The 24,566-nt window shown below is 57.4% G+C and carries 18 protein-coding genes; 4 read left to right on the top strand and 14 right to left on the bottom strand.

The window, feature by feature from the left end:
- Window positions 1-135: 135 nt before the first annotated feature.
- The 13 genes from VGL38_13535 to VGL38_13475 all read right to left on the bottom strand — a co-directional run bounded on the left by VGL38_13535 (window position 136) and on the right by VGL38_13475 (window position 14,348).
- Window positions 136-678: a hemerythrin domain-containing protein gene (locus VGL38_13535; protein ID HEY3296445.1), complete on the bottom strand. Its 543-nt coding sequence runs from the start codon at window positions 676-678 to the stop codon at window positions 136-138.
- On the bottom strand, window positions 675-1,307 hold the full coding sequence (locus VGL38_13530; protein ID HEY3296444.1) for a DUF6448 family protein: 633 nt from the start codon (window positions 1,305-1,307) through the stop codon (window positions 675-677). Before VGL38_13530 ends, VGL38_13535 begins: the two co-directional genes overlap by 4 nt.
- 40 nt (window positions 1,308-1,347) lie before the next feature.
- Window positions 1,348-3,651, bottom strand: coding sequence for a nitric-oxide reductase large subunit (locus VGL38_13525; GenBank protein HEY3296443.1), 2,304 nt, complete (start codon window positions 3,649-3,651; stop codon window positions 1,348-1,350).
- 306 nt (window positions 3,652-3,957) lie between these two features.
- Complete coding sequence (locus VGL38_13520) at window positions 3,958-4,659, bottom strand: Crp/Fnr family transcriptional regulator (GenBank protein ID HEY3296442.1); 702 nt, start codon at window positions 4,657-4,659, stop codon at window positions 3,958-3,960.
- Window positions 4,660-4,665: 6 nt separating this feature from the next.
- Complete coding sequence (locus VGL38_13515) at window positions 4,666-5,538, bottom strand: hypothetical protein (protein ID HEY3296441.1); 873 nt, start codon at window positions 5,536-5,538, stop codon at window positions 4,666-4,668.
- 1 nt (window position 5,539) lies between these two features.
- The gene (locus VGL38_13510; GenBank protein ID HEY3296440.1) at window positions 5,540-6,184 is read right to left on the bottom strand and encodes a tetratricopeptide repeat protein; all 645 of its coding nucleotides are present in this window, start codon (window positions 6,182-6,184) and stop codon (window positions 5,540-5,542) included.
- Window positions 6,185-6,231: 47 nt separating this feature from the next.
- Window positions 6,232-8,448, bottom strand: coding sequence for an urea transporter (locus tag VGL38_13505; protein ID HEY3296439.1), 2,217 nt, complete (start codon window positions 8,446-8,448; stop codon window positions 6,232-6,234).
- Window positions 8,449-8,451: 3 nt separating this feature from the next.
- Entirely contained in the window at window positions 8,452-9,810 is a 1,359-nt protein-coding gene (locus VGL38_13500; protein HEY3296438.1) for an alanine racemase, read from the bottom strand.
- Entirely contained in the window at window positions 9,811-10,845 is a 1,035-nt protein-coding gene (locus VGL38_13495) for an ATP-grasp domain-containing protein (GenBank protein ID HEY3296437.1), read from the bottom strand.
- Window positions 10,842-11,099 carry a PqqD family protein gene (locus VGL38_13490; protein HEY3296436.1) on the bottom strand — a complete coding sequence of 86 codons (258 nt, stop codon included), beginning with the start codon at window positions 11,097-11,099 and terminating at the stop codon, window positions 10,842-10,844. The genes VGL38_13495 and VGL38_13490 overlap by 4 nt, the downstream gene beginning before the upstream one ends.
- A 14-nt stretch (window positions 11,100-11,113) precedes the next feature.
- Window positions 11,114-11,974: a FlgD immunoglobulin-like domain containing protein gene (locus VGL38_13485; GenBank protein ID HEY3296435.1), complete on the bottom strand. Its 861-nt coding sequence runs from the start codon at window positions 11,972-11,974 to the stop codon at window positions 11,114-11,116.
- A 509-nt stretch (window positions 11,975-12,483) separates the two neighbouring features.
- Entirely contained in the window at window positions 12,484-12,852 is a 369-nt protein-coding gene (locus VGL38_13480) for a hypothetical protein (protein ID HEY3296434.1), read from the bottom strand.
- 20 nt (window positions 12,853-12,872) lie between these two features.
- Window positions 12,873-14,348, bottom strand: coding sequence for a hypothetical protein (locus VGL38_13475; GenBank protein HEY3296433.1), 1,476 nt, complete (start codon window positions 14,346-14,348; stop codon window positions 12,873-12,875).
- Between the two features lie 651 nt (window positions 14,349-14,999).
- On the opposite strand from VGL38_13475, the gene VGL38_13470 reads away from it, so the two are divergent.
- A complete protein-coding gene (locus VGL38_13470) occupies window positions 15,000-15,410 on the top strand; it encodes a hypothetical protein (protein ID HEY3296432.1) in 411 nt (136 codons plus the stop codon).
- An 18-nt stretch (window positions 15,411-15,428) separates the two neighbouring features.
- Window positions 15,429-19,562, top strand: coding sequence for a hypothetical protein (locus tag VGL38_13465; protein ID HEY3296431.1), 4,134 nt, complete (start codon window positions 15,429-15,431; stop codon window positions 19,560-19,562).
- A gap of 318 nt (window positions 19,563-19,880) precedes the next feature.
- On the opposite strand, the gene VGL38_13460 is transcribed toward VGL38_13465, so the two are convergent.
- Window positions 19,881-20,222: a hypothetical protein gene (locus tag VGL38_13460; GenBank protein ID HEY3296430.1), complete on the bottom strand. Its 342-nt coding sequence runs from the start codon at window positions 20,220-20,222 to the stop codon at window positions 19,881-19,883.
- A gap of 54 nt (window positions 20,223-20,276) precedes the next feature.
- Between VGL38_13460 and VGL38_13455 the strand changes: the two genes are divergently transcribed.
- Together VGL38_13455 and VGL38_13450 are read left to right on the top strand one after the other, a co-directional pair.
- Window positions 20,277-22,691, top strand: a complete 2,415-nt coding sequence (locus VGL38_13455) for a S8 family serine peptidase (GenBank protein HEY3296429.1) — start codon at window positions 20,277-20,279, stop codon at window positions 22,689-22,691.
- Window positions 22,692-22,950: 259 nt separating this feature from the next.
- The gene (locus VGL38_13450; GenBank protein HEY3296428.1) at window positions 22,951-24,480 is read left to right on the top strand and encodes an amino acid permease; all 1,530 of its coding nucleotides are present in this window, start codon (window positions 22,951-22,953) and stop codon (window positions 24,478-24,480) included.
- Window positions 24,481-24,566: the final 86 nt, after the last annotated feature.

The following is a 24,566-nucleotide window of genomic DNA, read 5'->3' as shown; positions in this document are numbered from 1 at the left end:
TCTCCTGTGCAAAATGTTCTTCCCCTTCCTTCCTCCAATATACAATACAAAGTTCATCTATTCAAGTCCCAAGCCCAACAGAAAAACCAGGCCTCTCAGCCTGGTTTTCCGTGTCATAGGGAGGAAAGCGTTTCCCTATCGCGTCAAGTCGTGAGCCATCTGGTGGTACTTTTCATGGACGCCTTCACCGATGTCCTCGGCCTCCACCTGTTCGAATTCGGCCAGCAACCGCGCTTCATCTTCCGGATTCATCAGCCGCGCCGCCATCGGAAAGAGAATGTTGTTCTCCTTGTGGATGTGCATCCGCAGCAGATTAATGTATCCCGCCAGATTGTTCCGCACCATCGCTACCGCCGCCCCGTCGCCCGTACGGGACAATTCCAGCCCCGCCGCCACACCGCGCACAAACTCCCGCCCGGTCTCATGGTCATGCAGCATCACCGCCACCGGGCCGCTCTGTGCCGACAGGCCGCGCTGCTCCAAAAACACGAACAGCTTCTTCTCTTCCTTGGCGTGGTGACAGCGGTCGGCAAAGTTGCGGATGAAGTCCACCATGCGCTCAATCGTCTCCTCATGCAGCGTTCCTGTCTCGTCCATGAACGCCACTTCCCGCTCCGCCGCGTCCAGCACCTTCAATATGATCTCGTGCTCGTGTATCAGAATATCTGTCGGTTTCATTGGTGCGCTCCGCACGTGTGTGGGGTTTCCGCCGCGTCCGCTTCATCGCTTCCGTGTCCCGCCGAACCGGTGATGTCGTTGTGCAGCCGTTCTACATAGTGGATGTAGTCCACATAGGCGTCTACAAAGGCGCGCCCGGCCGCGATGCTTTCGTCCGCGTGCCTCCGTGCCTCTACCACGCGGCCAAATCGCTGCTCGATCCCCTTCACCATCGCCGCCCGGATATCTTTGACCAGGTCGTCCGCGGACTTCCGCTCCAGCGCTTGATCCGCGGCGGTAATAATCCCTTCCGGCTGTTCGCCGCTCTTGAGGCCGGTGTACGGTGCGCCTTCGCCCGCACGATGCAGCCGCACCAGTGTTTCGAAGAAATACGTATCGGCAAGAGCCTTGGCCTCCTTGCCTTTGCCGCGCACCGCCAGCGTCTTTGCGAACGCCTCGCGGATCGCCGGCTCATCATCCGGCTTCACCCATTTCAGCACTGGCGTTACGTCACCTCTGTCCAGCGCCATCTGCGCCGTTGTGACAACCGGCCCGTTCATCGTATCGCAATGCGCGCGACTGATCTGCGGCAACGCCAGGATGCCCAGCGCAAGCATGAGCCCGCCTGCCGCTCGTAATATTGTATGCATGGATATTCCTCCGGTTTGTATAAAATGTTGCGGTTGAGTTCTACGCCACGCCCGAACGCAGTTTGGCCTTCTCGGCCATAGGTTCCAGCACACTGTCTTCTTTCGACAGAGACCAGCCCGTCTTCAGCCCCAGCACAAACCAGCCCAGCGAAATCACACCCGCCGCAAAGATCGTATCGCCGATCACCCGCAGCCAGCGCAGCGTGTCCATTAATCCGGTGTGCAGAAACTCCGCCGAGCGCGCATACCACAAGCCGTGTTCCACACTCGCCCACGTCTGCATCAAGCCCTGCGGCAATATGCTGATCGTCACCATCAGCAGCAGGCCAATATTGATTGACCAGAAGGCAAAGGACAATGCTCCGGTCTTCCACACCTTGCGCACCGTCAGCCCACGCAGGCAGAACAGCATCAACCCGAATCCCAGCATGCCGTACACGCCGAACAGCGCCGTGTGCCCGTGCACCGGAGTGGTGTTCAAACTCTGCATGTAATAGAGCGCCACGGGAGGATTGATCAGGAAGCCAAACAGTCCGGCGCCCACCAGATTCCAGAAGGCCACCGCCACAAAAAAGTAGATCGGCCAGCGGTACGCCTGAATCCACGGCTTCATCCGGCTCAGAGTCAGATTCTTATAGGCCTCAAATCCCACCAGCACCAGTGGCACCACCTCAAGCGCGCTGAACGTTGCACCCAGGGCCAGCACCGCTGTCGGCGTCCCCGAGAAATAAAGGTGATGGAAGGTGCCGATAATTCCGCCGCCAAGAAAAATCACCGTCGAGAACAGCACCGCACTTGCCGCAATGCTCTCCTTCAGCAGACCCATGCGGGTAAACAGGAAGGCGATCACCACCGTGGCAAACACTTCAAAGAACCCTTCCACCCACAGGTGTACCACCCACCAGCGCCAGTATTCGGCCATCGACAAATGTGTCTGCCGTCCCCACATCAGCGCCGCGCCATAGAACAGCGCAATCGCCGCCGAAGCAATAAAGAACAGTATCAACAAGTGGCGGTTGCCCGTCGGTTTCTTGAAGGCCGGATACATCGCGCGGTTCATCAGGAACAGCCAGATAAACAGCCCCGCGAACAGGAAGATTTGCCAGAACCGTCCGAGGTCCACATATTCATAGCCCATATGTCCGAACCAGAAACTCGTCTGGAAGCCCATCCCCTTCACCACCGAAATCCACTGCCCGACCAACGAGCCCACCACAATCACCAGCAGCGCCACAAACAGAACATTCACGCCCAACCGCTGGAATTTCGGTTCCATCCCCGATACCGCCGGCGCCACAAACAGCCCCGTGGCCAGCCATGCCGTGGCAATCCAGAAGATGCCAAGCTGCAAATGCCACGTGCGTGTCACGGTGTACGGCAGATATTTTGCCAGCGGAATCCCGTAGAAACCCTGCCCTTCCACTCCGTAGTGCGCCGTGATCGCCCCCAACAGAATCTGCACCACCGCCAGCGCCATCACCACCCAGAAATATTTCAGAGTCGCCTTCATCGAGGGCGTTGGATTCAAAGCCAGTAGAGGATCGGATGCCGGAGCCTCCGCAATCTCTTCCGGCCCTTTCCTGTCCTGCACCGCAAAATACCACGACAACGCGCCAATCCCGCCCAGCAGCAGCACAAAACTGATCACCGACCAGATAATCGCTGAACTTGTGGGACGGTTGCCTATCAAGGGCTCGGAGGGCCAATTGTTGGTATAGGTAATCTCTTTTCCCGGCCGCTGCGTCGCGCAGGACCACGCCGTCCAGAAGAAAAAGCTGTTCATCAACCGCTGATTCTCGGCGCTCTTCATCACGTTCGCCGGAATGGAATACGCGTCCCGTAAGCTCGCTTTGGCCGGATCATTGCCGAACAGCCCGGCATAATGATCTCCAACTTCCTTAATCGCTTCCGCGCGCTCCGGCGACAGGACCAGTTCGCCCGTCTGCGCGTTGTAAGTATTCTTACGGTATTCTTCTCTTAACTGTTCACGCAATGTTGCCTGCACCACCGGCGATTGCAAATCGTAGGTCAAACCGTTCAGCGCCACGCCATAGGTATCCAGCATCTTTACCAATTCGCGGTGCAGCCAGTCGGCGGACCAGTCCGGCGCCAAATAGGCCCCGTGTCCCCAGATCGAGCCCATCTCCTGTCCGCCCATGCCCTGCCATACATTCTGTCCATCCAGAATATCCTGACCGCTGAACAGAACCTGCCCGTCCGTGGTTACCACCTTCTGTGGTATCGGCGGCTTCTCGTGATAGATCTCCACGCCGAAGAAGCCCAGCACCGCAAATGACAACACCGTCACCGCAGCAAAGGCTATCCAGAGTTTTTTGAAGTTCATCTTACTTCTCTGTGCTATATGTTTGACTATCCCGGCAACGACTTTGTCACCGGATATGGCCCGATTAGTTCCTCCGGTCACATACGGCTGTGAACCGGGGTCTTGGTTTGCATGACCCCAATCTACTCACCGCCCAGCCCTCCGTTCTTTCCACAAGATAAAAAACCGGATAATCCGACAAAGAGACTAAACTACTAACATTTACTGCAAATAAAAAAGCACGGTGCTCCGTGCTTTCAAATTATCACCCCATCAGGAGGCCCCATCTCGGCCTCTCTTCATCCTTCATCCTTCCGCCTTCATCCTTCATTCAAGCGGTGGCAATGTCAACTTATTCAGCGCTCCCAGATCGTTCAAATAGATCGTCCGCCCCTGCACGTCAATCACCTTTTCATCCTGCAAACGGCGGAAGATTCGCGAAAGCGACGGCTGGTTCATGTTGAGCAGCGTCGCCAGGTCTCCCTTCTTGGAGGCAAGATTCACCCGCGGCACTTTGAAATCCAGTGTCGGCTTCTGCTTGTCAAGCTCGGCCAGCAGATACCGTGCGACCCGCGCCGTGCCATCGCTCAAGGTCAACTGATCGATTCTTGAAACCAGCCGCTGCAACCACTTGGCCATCGCGCCAAACAGGAAATTCAAAAAGGGCTCATGCTTGCCAATCAGCTCCATCACATCCCGCCGTCGCAGCAGCAGCAGTTCCGTGTCCGCCAGGGCAATCGCCGTCGCCGGGTATTTCCCGAGGAATATCGCCGCCTCGGCAAACAGCCCGGGAGGCTCCACAAAGCTCAGCACGCTCTCGCGCCCATCGGGTGTAATCCGCGCCAGCTTGATCAGCCCCCTGGCCACAAAGAACATCCCCACCGCGGCGTCCCCTTCCTGAAACACCATCGAGTTGGCCGGCCACGTCTGCTTATCCGCCCGTCGCAAAATTTCCGCGCACACGTCCTCGCCCACCGCCTTGCCAAAAACGCTGGTCAGAAATTTCTCTTCAAGGGTCGCTTCACTCATAGAATTTCACCACGGAATCCGGCTCTTGATACCGGCCACCAGATAACGGATCGAATAGGTCCCGCCGGGCAATCCGGCCACAGGACTGTAATCGAAATGGGTGTAGATGTACTCCGCCGTAACCGAGAAGCTCTTCCACACCTGCGTTTCCGCTTCGCCGAAGATCATCCCGCGCTGAGTATCGTTTTGGTTGAAGATCACCAGCAGATCATTGTCGAAATAGTAGGCGCGCTCGCCGATGAACCCGCCCGCCTGAAACGTCCAGCGCCGACGCGGCACATACACCGCCTTAGCCGCCAGCGAATACAGCGTCCGTCCGTCTTCGACGTGTGTGAAATTGGGCCGCACCGTGGCGCTCCACCGCGAAGCCAACACGCACGTAAGCCGCCCCGTAATCTGCTCCGAAGTCAGTTTCGAAGACTGCCCCGGCGGCAGAACGGCATAACTCTGCCCCTTGCCCGAAAACCGCGCATAGGAAAGGCCCAGCTCGTAAAGTGGCCGCGAGAACATCGCCTCCACACTTCCCACCGTGGCGTGATCCGCGTACCCGGAAAACCGCGCCGAGGAGAACGTCCCCGCCATGTACCCCGCGTACGCCTTCATCCGCCACGGCCAGTGGCTCAGCAGCACTCCGCCCACCGGCATCTTCTGATGATAGGACCAGTCGGGATGGGACACCGTCAAATCGCTGTAGCCCGCCGTCAGGTAATGCCGGTCATGGATCGCCACCGTCACATACCCCGCGTGCTCTTCCGAGGTCCGCCGGTCCGTGTAGCTGCCGTGTGTTTCGAACACGCTGGGACGAACGGAAAACGTGCGGGCATAAGAAACACCGCACGTCAGCGCCAACAGGATAACCGCCGCACACGCTCTGGTCATCTTACTTAAGACCCGAAAGTCCGCGCAGCGCGCTGGTATCTCCCGGACTCATCATCAGCGCGCGTTCGAACAGCCGCCGCGCCGCGTCCTTATTGCCAAGGCTGAATTCATTCCATCCCGATGACAACACCGCCTCATACGCCGCCGGATAATGCTCCAGCGCGTTCGCAAAATGCGCCGCCGCCGCGTTGTTGTCGCCGCGATTCATGTACATCTGTCCCAGCCGCAAATGCGCCGTATAGTTGACAGGCTCCAGGGCGAGCACCTTATGATAGGTTGCTTCCACCTGCGTCCAATCCTGAACCGCCGCCAGCGGCAGCGTCAGACCCAGCAGCGCTTCCACGCTCTTCGGCGCCGCGGCCACCGCCTGCCGGTAATATTTCTCCGCCAGATCATACTTCGCATTCATATATTCCAGCCAGCCAAACCTCAGCACCACGGCGTAATCGCTCCGTGCGTTGGTCGGAATCGCTTCCATCTCCTTTAAAGCGTCGGCATACTTGCCGTTCGCTTCCTGCGCCAGCGAGGCATTATAATGTGGGATGACAACGCTGTCTTTGGTATCCTGCGCGTGCAGCACCAGCCCCGCCGCCAGCAGCAGAAACGCAAAAAGTATGATCACGCTTGCCAGACGAAATGGTTTCATCGAATGTACCTTCGCAATAGTAAAATTTCAGAGACAGGCCCTTGCTCTCAGGCCTTCAGTGACGATAGCGCATCCACGCTCGCCGTGACCGCAGCGGGGCTGCTCTCCGCAACCCTTTCTGCCGAAAACACGGGGCGCTCTCCTTCGGAATATTCAAAACCACTCACCGCGCCGCTGGCCGACAGATGCAGCCGCCCGCGCGATGCCTTGCGGTACGCGGCAAACACTCCCTTGCCCCGCACCTGTAATTCGCTGACAATCCCCGGCGTTCCGCCGTTCCCCGCCTGCGGCTCTTCAAAGTGGAACTCCACCTCCGCGCGAATCTGCGGCCCCGCCAGCAGCAACAGTTCCGAGATAGGCTTCACCGCCGAATGCAGCACCTTGGACAGCGGCAGCACGTCCGTCCACGTCAGGCGCGGATAATACCCCAGCGGCATCTGCATCGCGCACAAGTAAAAATGGTACAGCGCCGAGCGTCTGTTCCCCCGGAAATCCGTCAGGTAAAACATCTTCTCGTTGGCAAAGAAGTTCAGCCATGCGCCCGCGGACGACTCAAAATACGGCACATTGTAAACGTCCACCTTCACTTCCCATGTCTCTTCGAATGGCTCGCCTGCCGCCCCGAACCGGCACAGAAAGCGGTGCACGCTGTCCAGGGGAAACGTAAAGGCAACTTTCAGGTTCCGCTGCGTCATCAGGTTCTGCACCACGGCCATCTCCGCCGGCGGCTCGGAAACCTTCAGACGGCACTGCCCGTCCTTCTCTTCGAGGATGCTCCCAAGGGGGTACGGCAAGGTCTTCTCCCCCACCTTGCCCGTCGCCTGAAACTGGAAATGCAAATGCGGTTCCGGCGAGCGTCCGCTGCTGCCGCACAGGGCCAGCGTTTCGCCTCGCGGCACCCACTGGCCGATGCACACCCGCAGCGATCCCGGCTCCAGGTGCGACACCGCCGAGAACAACCCTTCCATATGCTTCAGCACGATGGTGTTGCCCCAGTTCCGCTGCAAATTCACTTCGCCGATGCGGTTATTGGGAATGCCATCCACCACCGCCACCACTTCCCCGGCCTCCGCCGCCAGCACCGGCAGCCGGTAACAATGATAATCCTCCGGCTTGTGGCCGCCGTTCTGGTAGGTCTTTCCGTCTTCGCCGCACACCACAAAATCAAGGGCGTGCTTCCAGTCGCCGCGGTGCGTATGCGGACCGTCGTAGCCTTGCGACACCGTCCACGCGCCGGAAAACGGCAGATCCGGCAAAAAATATTTCAGAGCATGAAACCGCGCCCGCACCGTCGAATGGTAGTAGTAATTCTCTTCGGGTGATCCCGGCAGGAAATACAGCAGCACCAACCCGCTGGAATGGCTGCGGAACTTCAGACTGTACAGCGTCCCCAGCACCACCAGGTTGAAAGACAGCACCATCACCGGCAAATGTACCGGATTGGTGATGCGCACAAACACGCCGGTGAACACCACCACCATCAGCACCGCCAGCACCGCCAGCGCCAGCGATTTCCGCGACGGAATAATCAGCGCGCCGCCCAAGGCAATCGCGGTCAAAATCGCATTCAACCCCGCCAGCACGGCAAAGGATTCGGTATGTTCCGGCAGCAGCAACTGCACAAACAGGGCACAGGCCGCAAATCCCACCACCGACAGCACGAACATCACCCGCGAGAACAGCAGCAGCCCCAGAGCAACCAGCATTCCCGCCAACAGATGGGATTGAAACAGGATCAGCGACAGCGAATGAAAGTAGACGCGCACCTGCGCCGGCAGCGCGCCCGCGCCGGCAAACTGCTCTAAGGGCGACGTGCGAAATATCGCGGCGTCATAATTCCAAAGGAAGATGGTGACAATGAACAGCGTCAGCACAAACGGCAGACTGAGCCCCGGCAGGTTGAACGCCGTTGCCAGATAGTTCTCCAGTGCCGCCGCCACTACAAACGAGATCAGAATAAAGATCGGGAAGATCGCCAGCAGAAACGGCGTTAGATTCAAATAATACCCGTACGCCGCGCCCAGCAGGATTCCATTAAAGCCATAAAACCCGCTGCGGATCCGCGCCGGATCATATTTCAGCAGGTACGCTACGGCATTGGACAGGCACACTCCGGCCAATGCCAGCATGCCGCTCGGCGGATGGAAGAAGGTGGCCGCCAGCAGCACCGCGCCGAACCATCTGCGGTTCGAGAACAGAAGCTGCGCATAACTGAACAGAACCGAATCGGCAAACCGTCTGCCCTTGGAGTCCGCGGCAAACATGGCTCAGGCCGTCCTCAGCGATTCCGGAATCTGCTCTTTGCTCACCAGGTCTTCAAGAGTTTCCGCGCGGCGGATCACCTCCACCGACCCGTTCTCCATCACCATCACCACGTTCGGACGCAAGGTAATAAACTGCATCCACTGCGTCACGTCATACGCTCCCACGCGGTGCAGCACCAGCTTGTCCCCCTTTTGCAGCGGCGGCAGCGTCACCTGTTCGCGCACCATGTCGATGTTCATACACAGCGGCCCGTACAGCGCCGTATCCTCATACACCGCGCCGTGATCCTTCTCCGGCGATACCGTGTGTTTGTACCAGAAACTGGTGAACAGAATATTCACGCCCGCATCGATAATCGCCGCCCGCCGTCCATCGGACAGACGCTTGTTGGCCAGTACCGTGGTAACCAGAAATCCGGCGTCGTCGATCAGCGCGCGGCCCGTTTCCAAAAACAGCGTCGGCTGCTCGGGTGGCGGCGGCGCATAGTCGGCCAGTCCCGAAGCAATCGCGTCGGCAAACTGCTCCAGCGTCGGCACCACTCCCTCGGCGGGAAGGTACTGGCTGATCAGCGTATTGTGCGAAGCAAACCCGCCGCCCATATCAATATAGTCCAGCGTGTGATGATACTGCTCCCGCAGGTTTTTCGCCAGCCACGCCAGCTTGGACGCCGCGATCCGGTACGGCTCGGACGCCATAATGTACGTGCCGATGTGCGTGTGCAATCCCGCCAGCCGCAGCGTTGGCGCCTGCATAATCCGCGAGATCACCTGCCATGCTTCGCCGTTCTCATAGTTGAGTCCAAAGCGGTCCCACATCGGATAAATGCCCGTATCCATATTCACCCGCACCGCCACGTTCGCCGTCTTGCCGATCTTCTCCGTCAACTCGATCAGGTCATACAGCTCGTCATGGTGGTCTATGTGAATGTAAGCCCCTTCGTCGATGGCCTTGGTCAGCGCGCCGGTGCTCTTGTGAGGGCCGTTGAACAGAATCTGCGAACCGGGGACGCCCAGTCGCCGCGCCTTGTCATATTCGAATTCCGACACCACCTCCGCCCAGGAGCCTTCCCCGTGGATCACCTTGCATACCGCGTCGAGGTAGTTGGTCTTGTAGGACCAGGCAAATTGCACCTTGGGATAGCGCGTGCGGAAAATCCGGTGGGCGCGTTTCTGATTGAAGCGGATCAGCCGTTCGGACATCACAAACAGCGGAGAGCCGAAGCGCTCGACAAGCTCGCTCACGGGCACGCCTTCGATCTCGCTCACCGGTGCGCCGTATGCCCGGCCGCCGATCTTGTTCATCATCCCGGAGTACTGCTTGATGATCGTCGGTCGCTCATAGCGTTTCTTCACTGCGGCCATTTACGCGTCTCCTTCAGTCGTCAACTGTTCGAAGTACTTCATATCCGATATCAGGTCCCAGGAGCACCTTACAAAAAGCTTCCCTACCTCATACTCGCGCTGCACGGCAACAGGCTTGCCCAGTGCCAGATCCACGCACGCCGCCGGAAGGTTCTGCCCCGCCGCCGTCGCCAGATAAATCCACGCCGGAAAACGCGGATTGATCTCCAGCAGATAATACTCGCCGTTGCGCTTATCCTTCACGAACTCCAGTTCCAATCCGCCGGCCCATTGCAGCTTGCGGATCACCGTGCGGGTCAGCTCCAGCAAAGCCTCATCGTAAATGGAGACTCCCGCCCACCCCTTGCCCTTGTCCGTAATATAGGTCTTGCGCATCGCCACCGCGCCCACGGTTTCGCCCTTGCCGTCTCCCAGCGCGGCCACGTTGAACTCCGGCCCCTGCAATGCTTCCTGCGCGATAATCGGCAGACCCCATTGCTGGCGGCACTTGTCGAAGGATGTCAGCGCCTCCTCAAAGGTCGAGGCCTTGGTCGCGCCGTAAAAAATTCCCTTGATGAATACCGGATAGCCCAGCCGCTGCGGAATCGCATGCAGATCCTGCATCGAACGGATAATCATCGTCTTCGGCGCCAGAATGTCATTCTCCGTGCAGAAGGCCGCCAGAGTATCCTTGCCGCGCAGATTCAGCATCTCCGTCGACGGCAGGAACGTGTGAATTCCCATCTCGCGCAGCCGGTCTGCCAGCTTGTAGTACAGATACATTTCCGTATCCAGCGTCGGCACGATCACATCCAGATGCTCGCGCTCATGGATCGCCTTGATCCGGTCGAACACCGGGTCCAAACCGCTGGAGGGATACGGCACAAGATAGCCGTGATCCACGATGTCATTCATGAACAGACCCGGATCCAGAGTATCATATGCCAGGCCAATGATGCGGCCGGCGCAGCCGTCCGCTTCGCGCAGGCTGCGGATCACGGGAATTCCCGGCCCGGGATTGTCGGTGGCATTTAAGCCGGTAACGGCAATGTTCACGCTTCCTCGGTCATCAGTTGGTATTGCCGGAGCTGGCCCAAAAAGTCCTCGACGTCGCGCTGAATCGTCAACGCGTCCGCGTCGTACCCTTCCGCCATGCTGCCGATAATTTCCGCCACTGTCTTATGGTCCTGCAGACCCAGAATCACCGTGCGCCCCGGCTCATTGACCGTAAAAGTCTCGCCGGTGCTCGGCAGGAAAACAAAGCCGGACTCGCTCAGAGCCAGGCCGCGAATAAGTTGCCAGGTGCTCACAAAGATAGTCCCCGTTATTTCAGCAGCAGCATCTGCCGCGTCTGCTGTGCCTTGCCGTCGATGCGAATCTGATAATAATATGGGCCCGATGCCTGCGCATTGCCGCTCGCGTCCTTGCCGTCCCACAGCGTCGAATGCCGCCCCGCCCCCTGCGATTCGTCCACTACCGTTCTCACTCTCTGTCCCAGCACGTTCATAATCTCCAGTTCCACCCGTCCCGGAGTGTTCAGCTCATAGTCGATGCGCGTCGAGGGATTAAAAGGATTCGGATAATTCTGGTGAAGGTCGAACTGCCGCGGCGTCTGCGGATGGCCGCTGATTCCCGCCGCGACACCCGTGTTATACACTTCATAGGCGTAGTTCGCTCCCGACGGATAATCGTACCGCGTGAACACCCCGTCCAGCGTGCCGTCGTTATTCGCATCCCAGATGGACACTGCCGTATAAGAATAGCTCGCGATGTCCCGCAAAAAAATCGTGTTGCCCGTTGTAATGTCGAACACCTTCGCGGTCGTCCGGTAAGCGGACGCCGTGCCGTAGGCCGCCAGCACGTAAAATTCTACAATACCGTCTCCCGTCAGATCTTCACCCAGCGAGTAGACCAACTCGCCCGCCAACCGCTCCGCCGCGCTGAACGTGTACGTGTACTGCGTCGTGCCCGAGAGCGAGCCGTCCATGACGCGAAACGCCAGTGTGTCCAAAGTATAGTACCGGTAATCCCAAGTGCTGCCCGTCTGCTGAAATTGCAGCCACCCACTGACCACGGCGCTCGGCAGACTGCTGCTGCTCCACTCCGAGGTCCATTGAGCCGAGACCGGCAAAGCCATCATCATTAACAAAACAACAGTAACCAATCCATAGTGCAAAGACTTCATATTCGATCCCTCTTCCAACAGATGATCCGCATCGTACCTTGTAACCCGAGCATTTGACACCCTATCAGGCTAAAACGCTTAATGCAACGGTTCAGCCTGTTACAGCAATCTCTTCATCATAACAAATATTATGCCAACACCTTTACATTTATGATATTACGCCTGTTATACTCGTGCTTTCTTGATCTCTCTGCGCAGCCCATGCGCAACGTGAGCACAGCCGAAGCTGGACCCAACTCTCTAATTTGCTAAAATCTAAGACGCGTGTCAAGTTTATATGTCGGTGACCACAACCAGTAGGCCGACCTTTTAAATCGCGGGGTTGCTTTGTGTGCTGTATTGGCAACTTGCAGCCGACCCTTCTCGATACGACCCCATAAATTAGCTGGGCCCGCACTACTAACAAATAAGGCGCTTGCATAACAGCGCAAGCTTGGCGTATAACAAACTGCCCCACGATGCGACCTCGTGGGGCAGTTTGCCAACACCGAAAATTGCTCACGTTTGGCCTACGGCTCTTCAACGCCCTTGGAAGAACTTTGTTGGAAAGTGTGACTCTCGTTCAGCATACGATAGACCATGTACGCCAAGGCGTACATGATCAGCACGATACAAACGAAAGCTACCCCTGCCCAATGCCCCAAATATTCGATTGCAGTAACAGCATTCGAGGTTTCAGACAAGAAGAAGCTCACCCATAGACAAGTAAATATCAGCACGAACACGAGAGCATCGTGCGAACTCTTCAAGTGTCTGTAATTCAAAAACTTCCTGCGATACGTATAGAACACCTTGTAAGCACGTCTATCCATTATCGCCAAGATGAGGGCTGAGAAGAAGGCGGTAGCTATCCCGCCCACGAAGTTCATCCACTGCATAATCAACTCCACATTATCGATTACATATGATTATGCGTCAAAGACCACTCAACCCATGCTGCGTCCGAGGTTATTATGCCCCCGGCAAGCCCCCAGACAACGCCACCAACCCAGCCGCCAGTTACCCACGCGCCGCTTTGGCCATACCGCAGGAGCCACAAACCGGCACCAACCAAATCTCGCTCCACGAGCCACCGCCAGTTGGGGGGCTCATGATTATCAAGACTATTTCCGAAATTGAATCGATAACCCGTATTCCGGTAATCCCAGCTATGCGACCCAACACTTGCCATCGTTAAGCACACAAACTCGCCATCATTCCAAGATACTGCAGTTACATCGTCAACATAGATGTTGAGACTGTCATTAAATTCAACATCCGTGAGTGCAGTATCTTCAAAAACTAACTCAAACAAACGATATAGATACGGGACTTCTCTGGACGATACCACTCCGAGTGTAGCCAATGAGTCGATAACCTCTATGACCCGTTCGTGGGTAGCATCATGGTAATTGACGATTTCAGCCACAGCCAATCGTGCCGTCTCGTGATCTGCGTGGGTGCTGTCTCGCAGAAAATCTAGAGCATATTTGCGCGCAGAATCGTAAACAGCAGCCTCAGTCCACGTGGTCGAATCATACTCTGTCACTAGTCGGCTATCCATAAAGGACACCCCTCGATTGTGGTCAACTCCAACTTGATCCCAATCCATGTAGGAGACCACGCTATAGAACTGCTTCGCATCTGTCGGCTGGGTAATAGTAAGTGTGGTGTCGGAAGTAGTTCCTATCAAAGTCGTGTAGGACCCATAAGGCGACGAAGACGAGTAGACTTTATACGACGATGCACAGGTAGAGCGCCAACGTAAGGTCAACTGATTAGTTGCCGGATTTGGGTAAAGCGTCAAGTCGGGCGGGACACCCCAAGCCACGGTGTGGACAGTATCCTGTTCAAAATTGTTGTTCGGAATCTCCGTGGAGTCATAGTCTGAATAACCACTGCAAGTAGTCTCTGCGCATGTCCAGTCGGCAGAAGTTAACTCGATCTCGTTTGGACCGGCAAGAGCTTGAAACGAGGCCGAATGCCATGAACAACTCGACCCGCAGATCTGGAGATAATACCAAGAGGAATCAGCGGCCACAGGATGGGCGATGACCAACGCAGGGTCGAATACGAAGAAGCCTGCTCCCAGCCCGCTCTCGGCGCCATTGAATATCGTGGTTCTGAAATTCGTCTGACCATACCCTTGACCTCGGATTGGCAACAAATCCCCAGTGTCGGGTCCAGGATTGGTGGCATGATTTACGTCCCACACAACGCATAACCGAGTACTGTCTGGAAACGGCACGCGGGTTTCCGGTGTGCATCCGCAGCCAAGAGCCTCTGTGGAATCTTGGCTGAAATACGAAACAAACACCATGGATTGTTGGCCGAATGCCAAAGACGAAACTGCAAGAAGAACAAGAATACCGAACACGCTCTGACGAATTTTCATGACACGCTCCGTAAAGTTATTAGCCGTGACAATTACTGGCTGGATAGACAAGAATTGAAATAGCTTTTTTCTGATCCTTCTTGCCGATCCGCTGCGCTAATATACGATATCGAACTAATCATATCAATGCTAAATTTATCTATCATTTTCTTAAATCCACACGCATTGACTAGCCCAATACAATCCCGATTTATTGGTATTCTTGTCACTTTTTTTGATTTTAATACATAACCGATTAATAAAAAAATATTTGCCATATCTATCGCAATCGTATGACGCGTCGCATTTCATTTCTGTTCCATCATGATCACGCTGATTTCCCGTTATTGAGCGAGGCATCCCTTTCCATTGTGCAAACCTCTCGATTATGGAAGCTGCATATGCCATGTTGACACATGCCGTTCGGCGGTCCGCATTCTTTACTCACGCCCATCTACCACTGGCTCATACGAGGATTTCTGGGTCAACAATATCAAAATTTGCAAAATCGGCAAAAATCTTTCTGCTAAGCAACATAAAATTATAATTTTACTATGAAGAAACCCCTCGAATTAGAACTTTGAGCTTCTTGCGCTCAGTCAAATCTAAGTGTATATTATCCTGTCTGTTCTTCATCCATCCTATTCATGCTCATGCTAAGAGGAGAAACGCATGTTTGTAAGACTGCTCTCGATTGTACTGGCCTTGGGAATGCTCTGCTCATTCAGCTTTGCCCAGACGGCAAAAGCTCAGGCCACCACCCCCCGCGCCGATTATCAGGCCCAGATTCAAGACTTGTCCGCCTCCACCAAGGCTCAAATAGAGGCTCTCGAAGCCCAGATCGCTACCGCTACCCCGCAGCATCAGGATGAACTCCAGCTTCAGATCGCCGAGACCAAGCGTCAGGGCGAAATCAGCCGCCTCGAAATCCTCCTCCAGTGGGCGCAGGATAAGGGGGATGCCGCCCGCGTCGCCGAAATCGAGCAGGCTCTCAACAACTGGAGAAATCCTCCCCAGCCCCAGGCTCTTCCCCAGATCGAAAAACACGCTCCGGCTCAGTCCACCACCACATCCAGCAAATAACCCATCGAGGAGACCCTCATGAAGAAAGCTCTGCCTAATGCAGTGCTTCTGCTCCTCCTCGTGCTGGTGAGCGGCAGCGCACTCATTCTGTTCGCCGGTCCCATCGCCCAGCATTCCGCCGTCTCCGCCCCGTCGGGCTGGGAGCCGGTGATTGCGGCCCGGGACCATCTCAATCTCCCCGGCGCGACCGTTCGCGTCCCCGAGTCTCAAGACAATTCCGGCTTCATCGGCCTGCCTACCAATCCGGATCGCGCCCCCGAAGCCTTTCCCCCGATGTACTTCCCCAAGCATGAAGGTCCGCTGAAGCCGCGCCAGATCACGGCCAAAGATTTCTACCTGAACTGCGTAGACGTCTCCCTCACCGACCGCCTGATTGTGAAGTTCACCGAAGAATCCATGATCCGCTGGAACGGCACCGCGCCCTATTCCAAGGCCTCCGCCAACGTCGCTCCCCTGCTTAACTTCCTCGCTGCGCATCCGGAAATCACCATGCGCCGCGAGATGGAACTCTCCGAAGAGACGCTCGACAACTGGGAGCGCACCGGTGAGCAGAACATCGGCGAAGACCTCGCCAACCTGAACAACTTCTACATTCTCGACATCCGTTCCAATCCCGCTCCCGAGACTCTGCTTCGCAGCGTCATTAAGCTCGACATCGTCGAAACGGCCTTCTATCAGCCCAAGGGCGCGCCCGCCTGCACGGACATTGCCCCCACCACCCCGAGCTACGTCGCCAATCAGACCTACCACGGCCCCGCCCCCACAGGCGTTAATTCCGATTACGCCGGCACCTATTACGGCGGCTGGGGACACGGCCATTTCAATGCATGGACCGTAGACATCGAATGGGACTGGACTGAAGACCACGAAGATTTCCCCTCCGGCTTCGCCGTGCTTGACGGCGGTGACGGCGGCGGCACAGCCGACCACGGCGACGCCTGCTCCGGCATCATCGGCGCCTGCGACAACACCTACGGCATGTCTGGCGAGAGCCCCAACGTAACGCCCAAAGGCGAATCTGTAGGAATTCTCAACCGCACATGGGCGACGGGCATCACCAATGCCTCGAGCCACCTGTTCAGCGGCGAGTCCGAGTTCATCGAAATTCACAACTACGGCCCCAATCCCGGCTACTCCTGCGACAACACCTGCGGCAACTGCGGCCAGTTCGGTTACATTGCCATCGAGTATTGGGATGACAATTTCGCGGCGATCCAGACCGTCACGGCCAACGGACGCCTCGTGTACGAAGCCGCAGGCAACGGCCAGATGGATCTGGACGCCGCCCGCTACAGTAGCCGCTTCGACCGCACCTACCGCGATTCCCGCGCGATTCTCGTCGGCGCCAGCCACTCCGCGTCTCAGGATGCCATGTGCTGGTCCAACTATGGCAGCCGCGTGGACTGCAATGGCTGGGGACAGGATGTCTACACCATCGGTTACGGCGACCTGTACAATCCCACCGGCAACCGCAATCAGATGTACACCCGCTCCTTCAGCGGCACCTCCAGTGCCACGCCCATCGTCACCGCCGCCGGCAATGACCTGCAGGGTGTGCTGCAGGGCAAGTACGGTATTACGGCTTCCCCCACCGACATGCGCGCCTACCTGCATGATAACGGCACGCCCTACACGGGCTCGCACGAGATCGGTACCAAGCCCAATCTGGTCAACGCCATCAACTGGATTGAACCGGATGTCCTGCCGTGGACCCGCGCCGGATGGTCCAGCCCCATCGTTCCCCGCAACGCGAACAACGCGACGGGCGATGCGTGCCTGATCACGACCCTCGACGGCAACACCAACAACACGTACATGAACGTGTGCGGCTATAACTGGGCTTTCACTCCGGCTCCCGATTCCGGAACGTCCGGTGTTTACAGCGAAAGCTGGCTCGACGGTGGCGCGGTCTTCTGGGCCGGATGGTCACCCCGTATTGCACCGTACCAGGACTTCACCTTCAATAACTACGGCCCGCTCACCGTTCGCGGTGGCCGTCACACCTGGCAATTCCTGCTCGATCCCAACAACGCCTTTGCCGAGTACAACGAAGGCAACAACACCTACACGCAGCAGAATTGCTGGTCCCCGCTCAACTGGACAGCCCAGAGCTACGGCGTCCGCACCGCTCCTCCCCTCAAGTCCGGCGGCAACCCCACCTACTACAATGGCGACGGTTTCCGCAGCGTTCCGTCCGGCAGCACGTGGTGGCTCGGTTGCGCCGTTCTGCCCCAGACCGGCAATGACGTCGACCTCTATTCCTATGCCGATGCCTACACCGACACGACGGGCTTCGATACCTATCAGAAGTACAGCGGGCAGGGCGGCGGCGTTCCCGACATGATTCTTGTCAATGGCAACGTCATCAGCCCCATGAACCGCCTCTTCCAGGCGGTCCGCTACAGTGATGCGTCGACGTCCGACTATGCCGTGGAAGTGGAGCAGGCCAGCACGGCTTCCTGGTATCCGCCGTACACGACCAGCCACACACTCGATGTCAATGCCGTCTTCGACATGTATGAGATCAACCTCACCGCCGGCACCCCGTACTTTGTCGGCGCGGTGGATGTGACCGGTGGGCTCGATGTCCGCCTTTCGATCTACGGCCAGGGTGTCAACTACTATTCCATCGGCGAGTATACCTACACCGTCAACAGCACCGGCGCCAACGGAAATGAGTACCTGACCTTCACCCCCACTACCACGGGATGGTATGTGGCGGTCGTCATGAAGGCCTCTTCGGCCAGCTACGGCGTGAGTGGCAGCTACACCTTCGACTTCTTCAGCAATCCGGCGGCGAACCTGCTGCCTGGTACGGCTCATCCCGGATGGGATGCCGCCATGGTCGCGCGCAACACCAATGACGCGTCGCAGAACAACACCCATTTCCCCACCGCGATTACGGGAAATGCCACCAGCTACCTGAACGTCGCGTGGTATAACGGCGGCTATGCTTCGGCTCCCCTCGGTTACACCATCGTAACCCAGCTTGATAACGTTCAGGTGGGTTCCATGTCGACTCTGGCGGCGCTGGCTCCTCTCACCATGACCGAGTCCATGCCGGCTGCCGTTGCGAGCGTTCGCGGCGGACGCCACACCATGAGCTTCATGCTGGACGGCGGCAATGTCGTGCCGGAATCCAATGAGACCGATAACAACTGGTCCGGCCAGTACGTCTGGAGCCCGTTGGCGATGACTCGTGGGACGACCCTGCAACGCCTCGCTCCCCCCGTTCAGGGCAGTGGCGCCTATCCCAACTGCGACGGTCTGCAGATCCCGACGGCCGGTGGTTATGCCATCGGCGCGGCCTTGCTTCCCAAAGGTCCCTCCGCTGACTTTGACATGTATCTCTACAGTGACTACACCGGAACCACCGGTGGCTTCTCCTCGCTGGTCACCTCTTCTGCCTACGGCAGTGGCGCGACGGATTATGTCATCGTCCCCTGGCGTCTGACCTCCAGTCAGAGCGCGTGGTATCCCGGCGTCATCAACTGGAACAGCGCCACCGACAGTGTGGTTCTCCAGTATGAGAATACTGTGGGTCGCGAACTGTCCACCTATCCGTGGCAGATCACCAATCCGGATACGATTCCGGTTCGAGGCGCGTTCAACATGTATGAAGTCATGATGATTGCCGGAACTCCCTACCGCTTCGTCTGTGACATGCTCTCCGGCAGTTCTGACGTCGAATTGCGTCTGCATCGCGACTCCACCGCCTATCAGAGCCGTGCCATCTATCTCGCATCGGCCAACGCCGCCGGACCCGGTCTGGATGAGACGCTGAACTTCACGCCCACCGTTACCGATTGGTACGTGCTGGTGGTATCGAAGGTCTCTTCCAGCGACGCCAACCAGTCCGCCATCTACAACCTCACGGGCAGCATTGCCGCCGCGTCGCCGCGGCCTGTGTCCAACGTGGTAATTGAACCGTGGACAACGTCGAGTAGCGTCCGCCTTGCGTGGAATCATGTCACGCAGGACTCGCTGGGCAATCCGCTGACTGGCCGCCGGTACGTCGTCTACCGCAGTACCTCTCTGAATCTGATCCCGCTGCCCACCGACTCCATCGGCGGCACCACGGACAGCACCTTCATTGACGTCAACGCCGTAGACATGAAGTACTTCTACCGCGTGAAGGTCAAAGCCAACTAAGAATCACTGAACATACAGCGACCGCGACGAGGGACTGGCATCTGCCGGTCCCTCGTTTTGTTTACCCTTAGTAGAAACGAGGCATCGCACGGACGCTCATCTGTCGAATAGACCGAACCTATCCTAAACTTTCGGGGAATTTTGCCGTCCTTGAAAATAGTATAATTAACAAACGACATTTCTAAGGGGCCTTCCTGAATGAACGCTTGATTTCTCGAAGACCCGTGCATACATTGTGCACCGTCATATTCCCCCATATTATTGAAGCATTATTTAAAGGATTTACGCATGATCCTTAGGAACTATTTACTTTGTATCTCAAGCTTGTGCTTTATCCTGCCATCCTTCGCCGGTGAACTCCCGCCGCGCCGGACAACTGAAAAGGACTTCTACTTCAACTTGATTGATGTCTCCGAGCAAAGCCGTCTGACCATCAAGTTCACCGAGGCGGCAATGATCCGCTTCCGGAACGGTAAGCCCTATTCCAAAAGCGGCGCAGATGTCCGGCCATTGCAAAACTTCCTCACCCGGCATCCTGACGTTACGCTGACACGTCTGGCCGATCCGCTTTCGGAATCGCAACTCGATGTGTGTAAGCAAAAAGGTGAAGCCAATTCGGGACAGGATCTCACCAACCTCAACAACTTCTACCTTCTTCATATTCCCTCTAATCCCGACCCACGCCACCTCATATCAGAAGTCGTCGGCCTCGACATGGTTGAGACAGCGTGGTATGCTCCCAAGATCATGCCTGCCTGCATGGACATTGCTCCGGCCACTCCCAACTGGGAAAATACTCAGGGGTATCTCGGCGCGGCTCCCCTTGGACTGAACGCGTTCTATGCTCATGCGTATCATCCGGCGGGCAGCGGAAACCCGAATGCCCAGTGCATTGTCCTCGACTACGAATTCGTCGGCAATCATGAGGACCTCCCTTCTACCTTCACCGAGCTTCCCTCCGACACCGGCAATCCCACTGATAACTTTTCGGAGCACGGTGATGGCTGTGCCGGCATTCTCTTCGCCTGCGAAAACGGGTACGGCGTCACCGGAATGAGTCCTGCCGTCCGCGCCTTCGGTGCCCGCTACTGGCTCTACACCGATTACACGGCCGGCCTCATTGCCTCCGCAGTCGCGCTCCGTCCCGGTGAATCGCTTTCCATGTCCGTACAGTCTGTCGGTCCCGATCCCGGCTATCCCTGCGATTCTTCCTGCGGAGATCCCGCCCAGTTCCGCTGCATTGCCCTCGAATATTGGGATGATGTCTTCGCGGCGGTTCAAACCGCCATAGCCAACGGCGTCCTCGTCTATGCCGCCTCCGGCAATGGGCAGATGGATCTGGACAATGCCGTGTATGGCAACCACTTTCAACGCTGGTACCGCGATTCGGGCGCCATCCTGGTCGGCGCGGGCTCGGCGACATCTCCTTCTCCTCTGTGCTGGTCGGATTATGGCTCTCGAATCGACCTGCATGCCTGGGGACAATTGGTCAGCACAATCGGTCAGGGCAATGCCCCCGGCTTCAATCCGCAGGGAGACAAGCGGCAGTTCTACACCACGTCCTTCGGCGGCAGTTCCGCCGCCACCCCCATGGTCTGCGGCGCGGGCAATGACCTGCAGGGAATCTGTCAGGTCAAATATGGTGTGGCCCTCTCGCCCGCACAGATGCACTCCATTCTTTCGCTCACCGGCACGCCGCAGCAAGGAACTCATCACGTCGGACCTCGCCCGAATCTCCATGCGGCCATCCGCCAGATCATGCCGGATGTTTTGCCGTGGACCCCGCAAGGCTGGACCGGTCCGCTCGTGCCGCGCAACGTCGGCAATGCTACGAGCCAGTCCTGCGGCCTCACCGCTCTGAACGGCAACAGCGCCACGACCTACATCAACACCTGTCTGCTCGATTCGGCTCTCACGCCTGCGCCCGACGCTGTCCATCAAGGCGTTCCGGCGCTGGTGTTCCTCGACGGCCTGCCGCTCTGCTCTCTATTGTGGATGCCCCGCATCCTTCCGCGAACGCTGGCCTTCGACACCAACCGCGGGCCGTTTACAGTAGCGGGCGGGCGGCACACGCTGCTGCTGGCCATAGACTCGGCTCATACCTTCGACGAGGCCTCGCGCGACAACAACTCGCTCTATCATCAGTATGTCTGGTCGCCCCTGCAATTGACCGCACCGGGTGACGTCCGCTTGCGCGCCGCGCCGCCGCTTAAGTCCTGGGGAAATCCCGTCTATTACAATGGGGACGGCTTCCGCGCCTCACCTCCCGCAGAGTCTATCTGGCTTGGCTGCGCTCTCATGCCGCAAAGCGGCAATGATCTCGATCTCTACTCCTTCCCCGACACCTTCAGCAGCGCCTCGGGCTTCGAGACCTTCGAATGCGCCAGTCTTTCTCCGCCGGGAGAACCTGAACTGATTCTCATCAACGGCGCAGTTGCTCCGCAGACCAGCCGCCTGTTCGAAGCGGTACGTTCGACGGACCTATCACTCTCCGATTACGCCGTTGAAGCCGACGCGGGTTCAGCCGCCTCACAGATGCCGCCCTACTCCGCTCCCGCGCATTTCGCCGCCGATGAAGTCTTCGACCTCTATGAACTCTTCATGGTCTCGGGAGTGTCATACATCATTCGCGCCCGGAACGTCTCTGCCACAATCGATGTCAGGCTCGCGCTGTTCAGTCCTGAGGCCGCCTGTCAGGCGCTGCGTGATGCCGTCATCTCCGCCGACTCCACCGGCAACGGCGGAAGCGAGAGCATTTCTTTCACTCCTCAGCAGAGCGGTGTCTGGGCCGCCGTAGTCTTGAAGGCCCACAGTGCCTCCTATGGCCAGACCGGAGACTATACCTTCGATTTTGTGCCCACCGCCCTCGCCGCGATAGCTCCCGCGCCTCACCTCATGATCCAATTCTGGTCCGATTCCAACAGCGTGCGGCTGGTGTGGACGCATGTGAATCAGGACTCACTCGGCAATGCACTCTACAACCGAAGTTATACCGTCTACCGTTCGCCCTATATTTCGAACGCCCTGCAGCCGCCCGACCTGATCGGCGAAACCACCGACAGCAGCTTTGTAGACACCGCAGCGCACGCCCTTAAGTACTATTATTGGGTAACGGTTAGATCGCAGTAGCAGCGGCACAGCATCGATTTTTGCGTTTTCCGGGCCGGCATTTGTCGGCCCTTGTTTTTGGAACTGCGGAACCGGACCACGCAAGGTATTGTAAAACAAAAAGTCGGATCAGATTAGTGCGCTTGTAAAAGGTTAGAACGTTAATTTTTTCGGACTGTGAAAAACGGTTGCTATCCTGATTTTGATTATATAACTTAGACAGTTCGTTTGACCTGCCTTGGCGTGTTTGCTCCTTTTTCGAAACCAAAGGTACATGCGCATGGAGAATCCGCTGTTCGCCAAAAAGCCGCTGCAGATGTTGCTCGACGAAGCGGCTGGCGAAAACCGTTTACGCCGCTGTCTCGGCCCGGTGACCCTCACCAGCCTCGGTGTGGGCGCAATTATCGGAACAGGTATTTTTGTGCTCACGGGCATTGCGGCTCATGACAAGACCGGCCCGGCTCTGATTCTGTCCTTTGTGGCCGCCGGAATCGCCTGCATTTTTGCCGCGCTCTGCTATGCTGAATTTGCCTCGCTGACTCCGGTCGCGGGCTCTGCCTATACTTATGCGTATGCCACCCTCGGAGAGATGTTCGCCTGGATTATGGGTTGGGATCTGGTGCTCGAATATTCGGTCTCCTCGGCGGCGGTGGCGCATGGCTGGTCCCACTACTTTCAAAATTTCATCGGGATCTTCAATCTCCATATTCCTTTTGCCGTCACACGCGCGCCCTTCGATTATGATCCCGGACTGGGTGCGCTCGTGACGACCGGGACGGTGATTGATTTGCCCGCGCTGATTATCGCCGGGCTGGTGACCGTGCTGCTGGTGAAGGGCATCAAGGAGAGCGCGACGGTCAACACCACGATTGTGATCACCAAGCTGGTGGTGGTGGCGATGGTGATTGTCGTCGGCGCGTTCTATGTGAATCCCGATAACTGGCATCCGTTTGCGCCCTATGGTCTATCGGGTGTGAGCTTCTTCGGGCACACAATCTTCGGCCAGACAGGAAACGGCGGCGAGCCTTTGGGGATGCTGGCGGGAGCGGCGATGATTTTCTTCGCGTATATCGGCTTCGATTCGCTTTCGACGCACGCCGAAGAGGCCAAGAATCCGGCCAAGGACATTCCCATCGGCATTATCACCTCGCTGATTCTCTGTACGGTGCTTTATATCGGCGTGGCGGCGGTGCTCACGGGAATGGTGCCTTACGACAAGATTAACATCGATGCTCCGGTATCGGATGCTTTCGGCCAATTGCATCTGCCGGTGCTGCAGTTTCTGATTTCTCTGGGAGCACTGGCCGGCATTACCTCGGTGCTGCTGGTGATGGTCCTCAGTCAGCCGCGCATTCTGCTGGCAATGGCGCGCGACGGCATGGTGCCTGCAAGCTTTTTCGGAGCGATTCATCCGCGTTTCCGCACCCCGTGGAAGTCCACGATTCTGACCGGCACCTTTGTCGGCCTGGCGGCGGCCTTTCTGCCGTTGCGCATTCTGGCGGAGCTGGTGAACATCGGCACACTGCTCGCTTTTGTAATGGTCTGTGCGGCAGTGCTGATTATGCGCCGCAAGCATCCGGAGGCCAAGCGGCCTTTCAAAGCCCCGCTCTATCCGTTCGTGCCCATAGCAGGCATTCTCTCCAGTATGGTTCTGATGTTCTCCCTTCCCGCCGAAAACTGGCTGCGCCTGGCCATCTGGCTGGCCATCGGCCTGATCATCTATTTCACCTACAGCCGCCACCACACCGTGCTGGCCAAATTGCGGGCGGAGGCGCAGGCGGCAGCGGCAAGGCCTGTGAAGAACCGGTAATGAGCGGCGGGCACGGCATGCCGTGCCCCTACGACAGAGTCAGTGCCAAACCACCCCGTCGTTAGCGTCATCATCGGCCGGCGAAC

The sequence above is a fragment of the bacterium genome, from assembly GCA_036504735.1.
Lineage (GTDB): Bacteria > Electryoneota > RPQS01 > RPQS01 > RPQS01 > DASXUQ01.
This window is presented reverse-complemented; position numbering and strand designations above follow the sequence as displayed.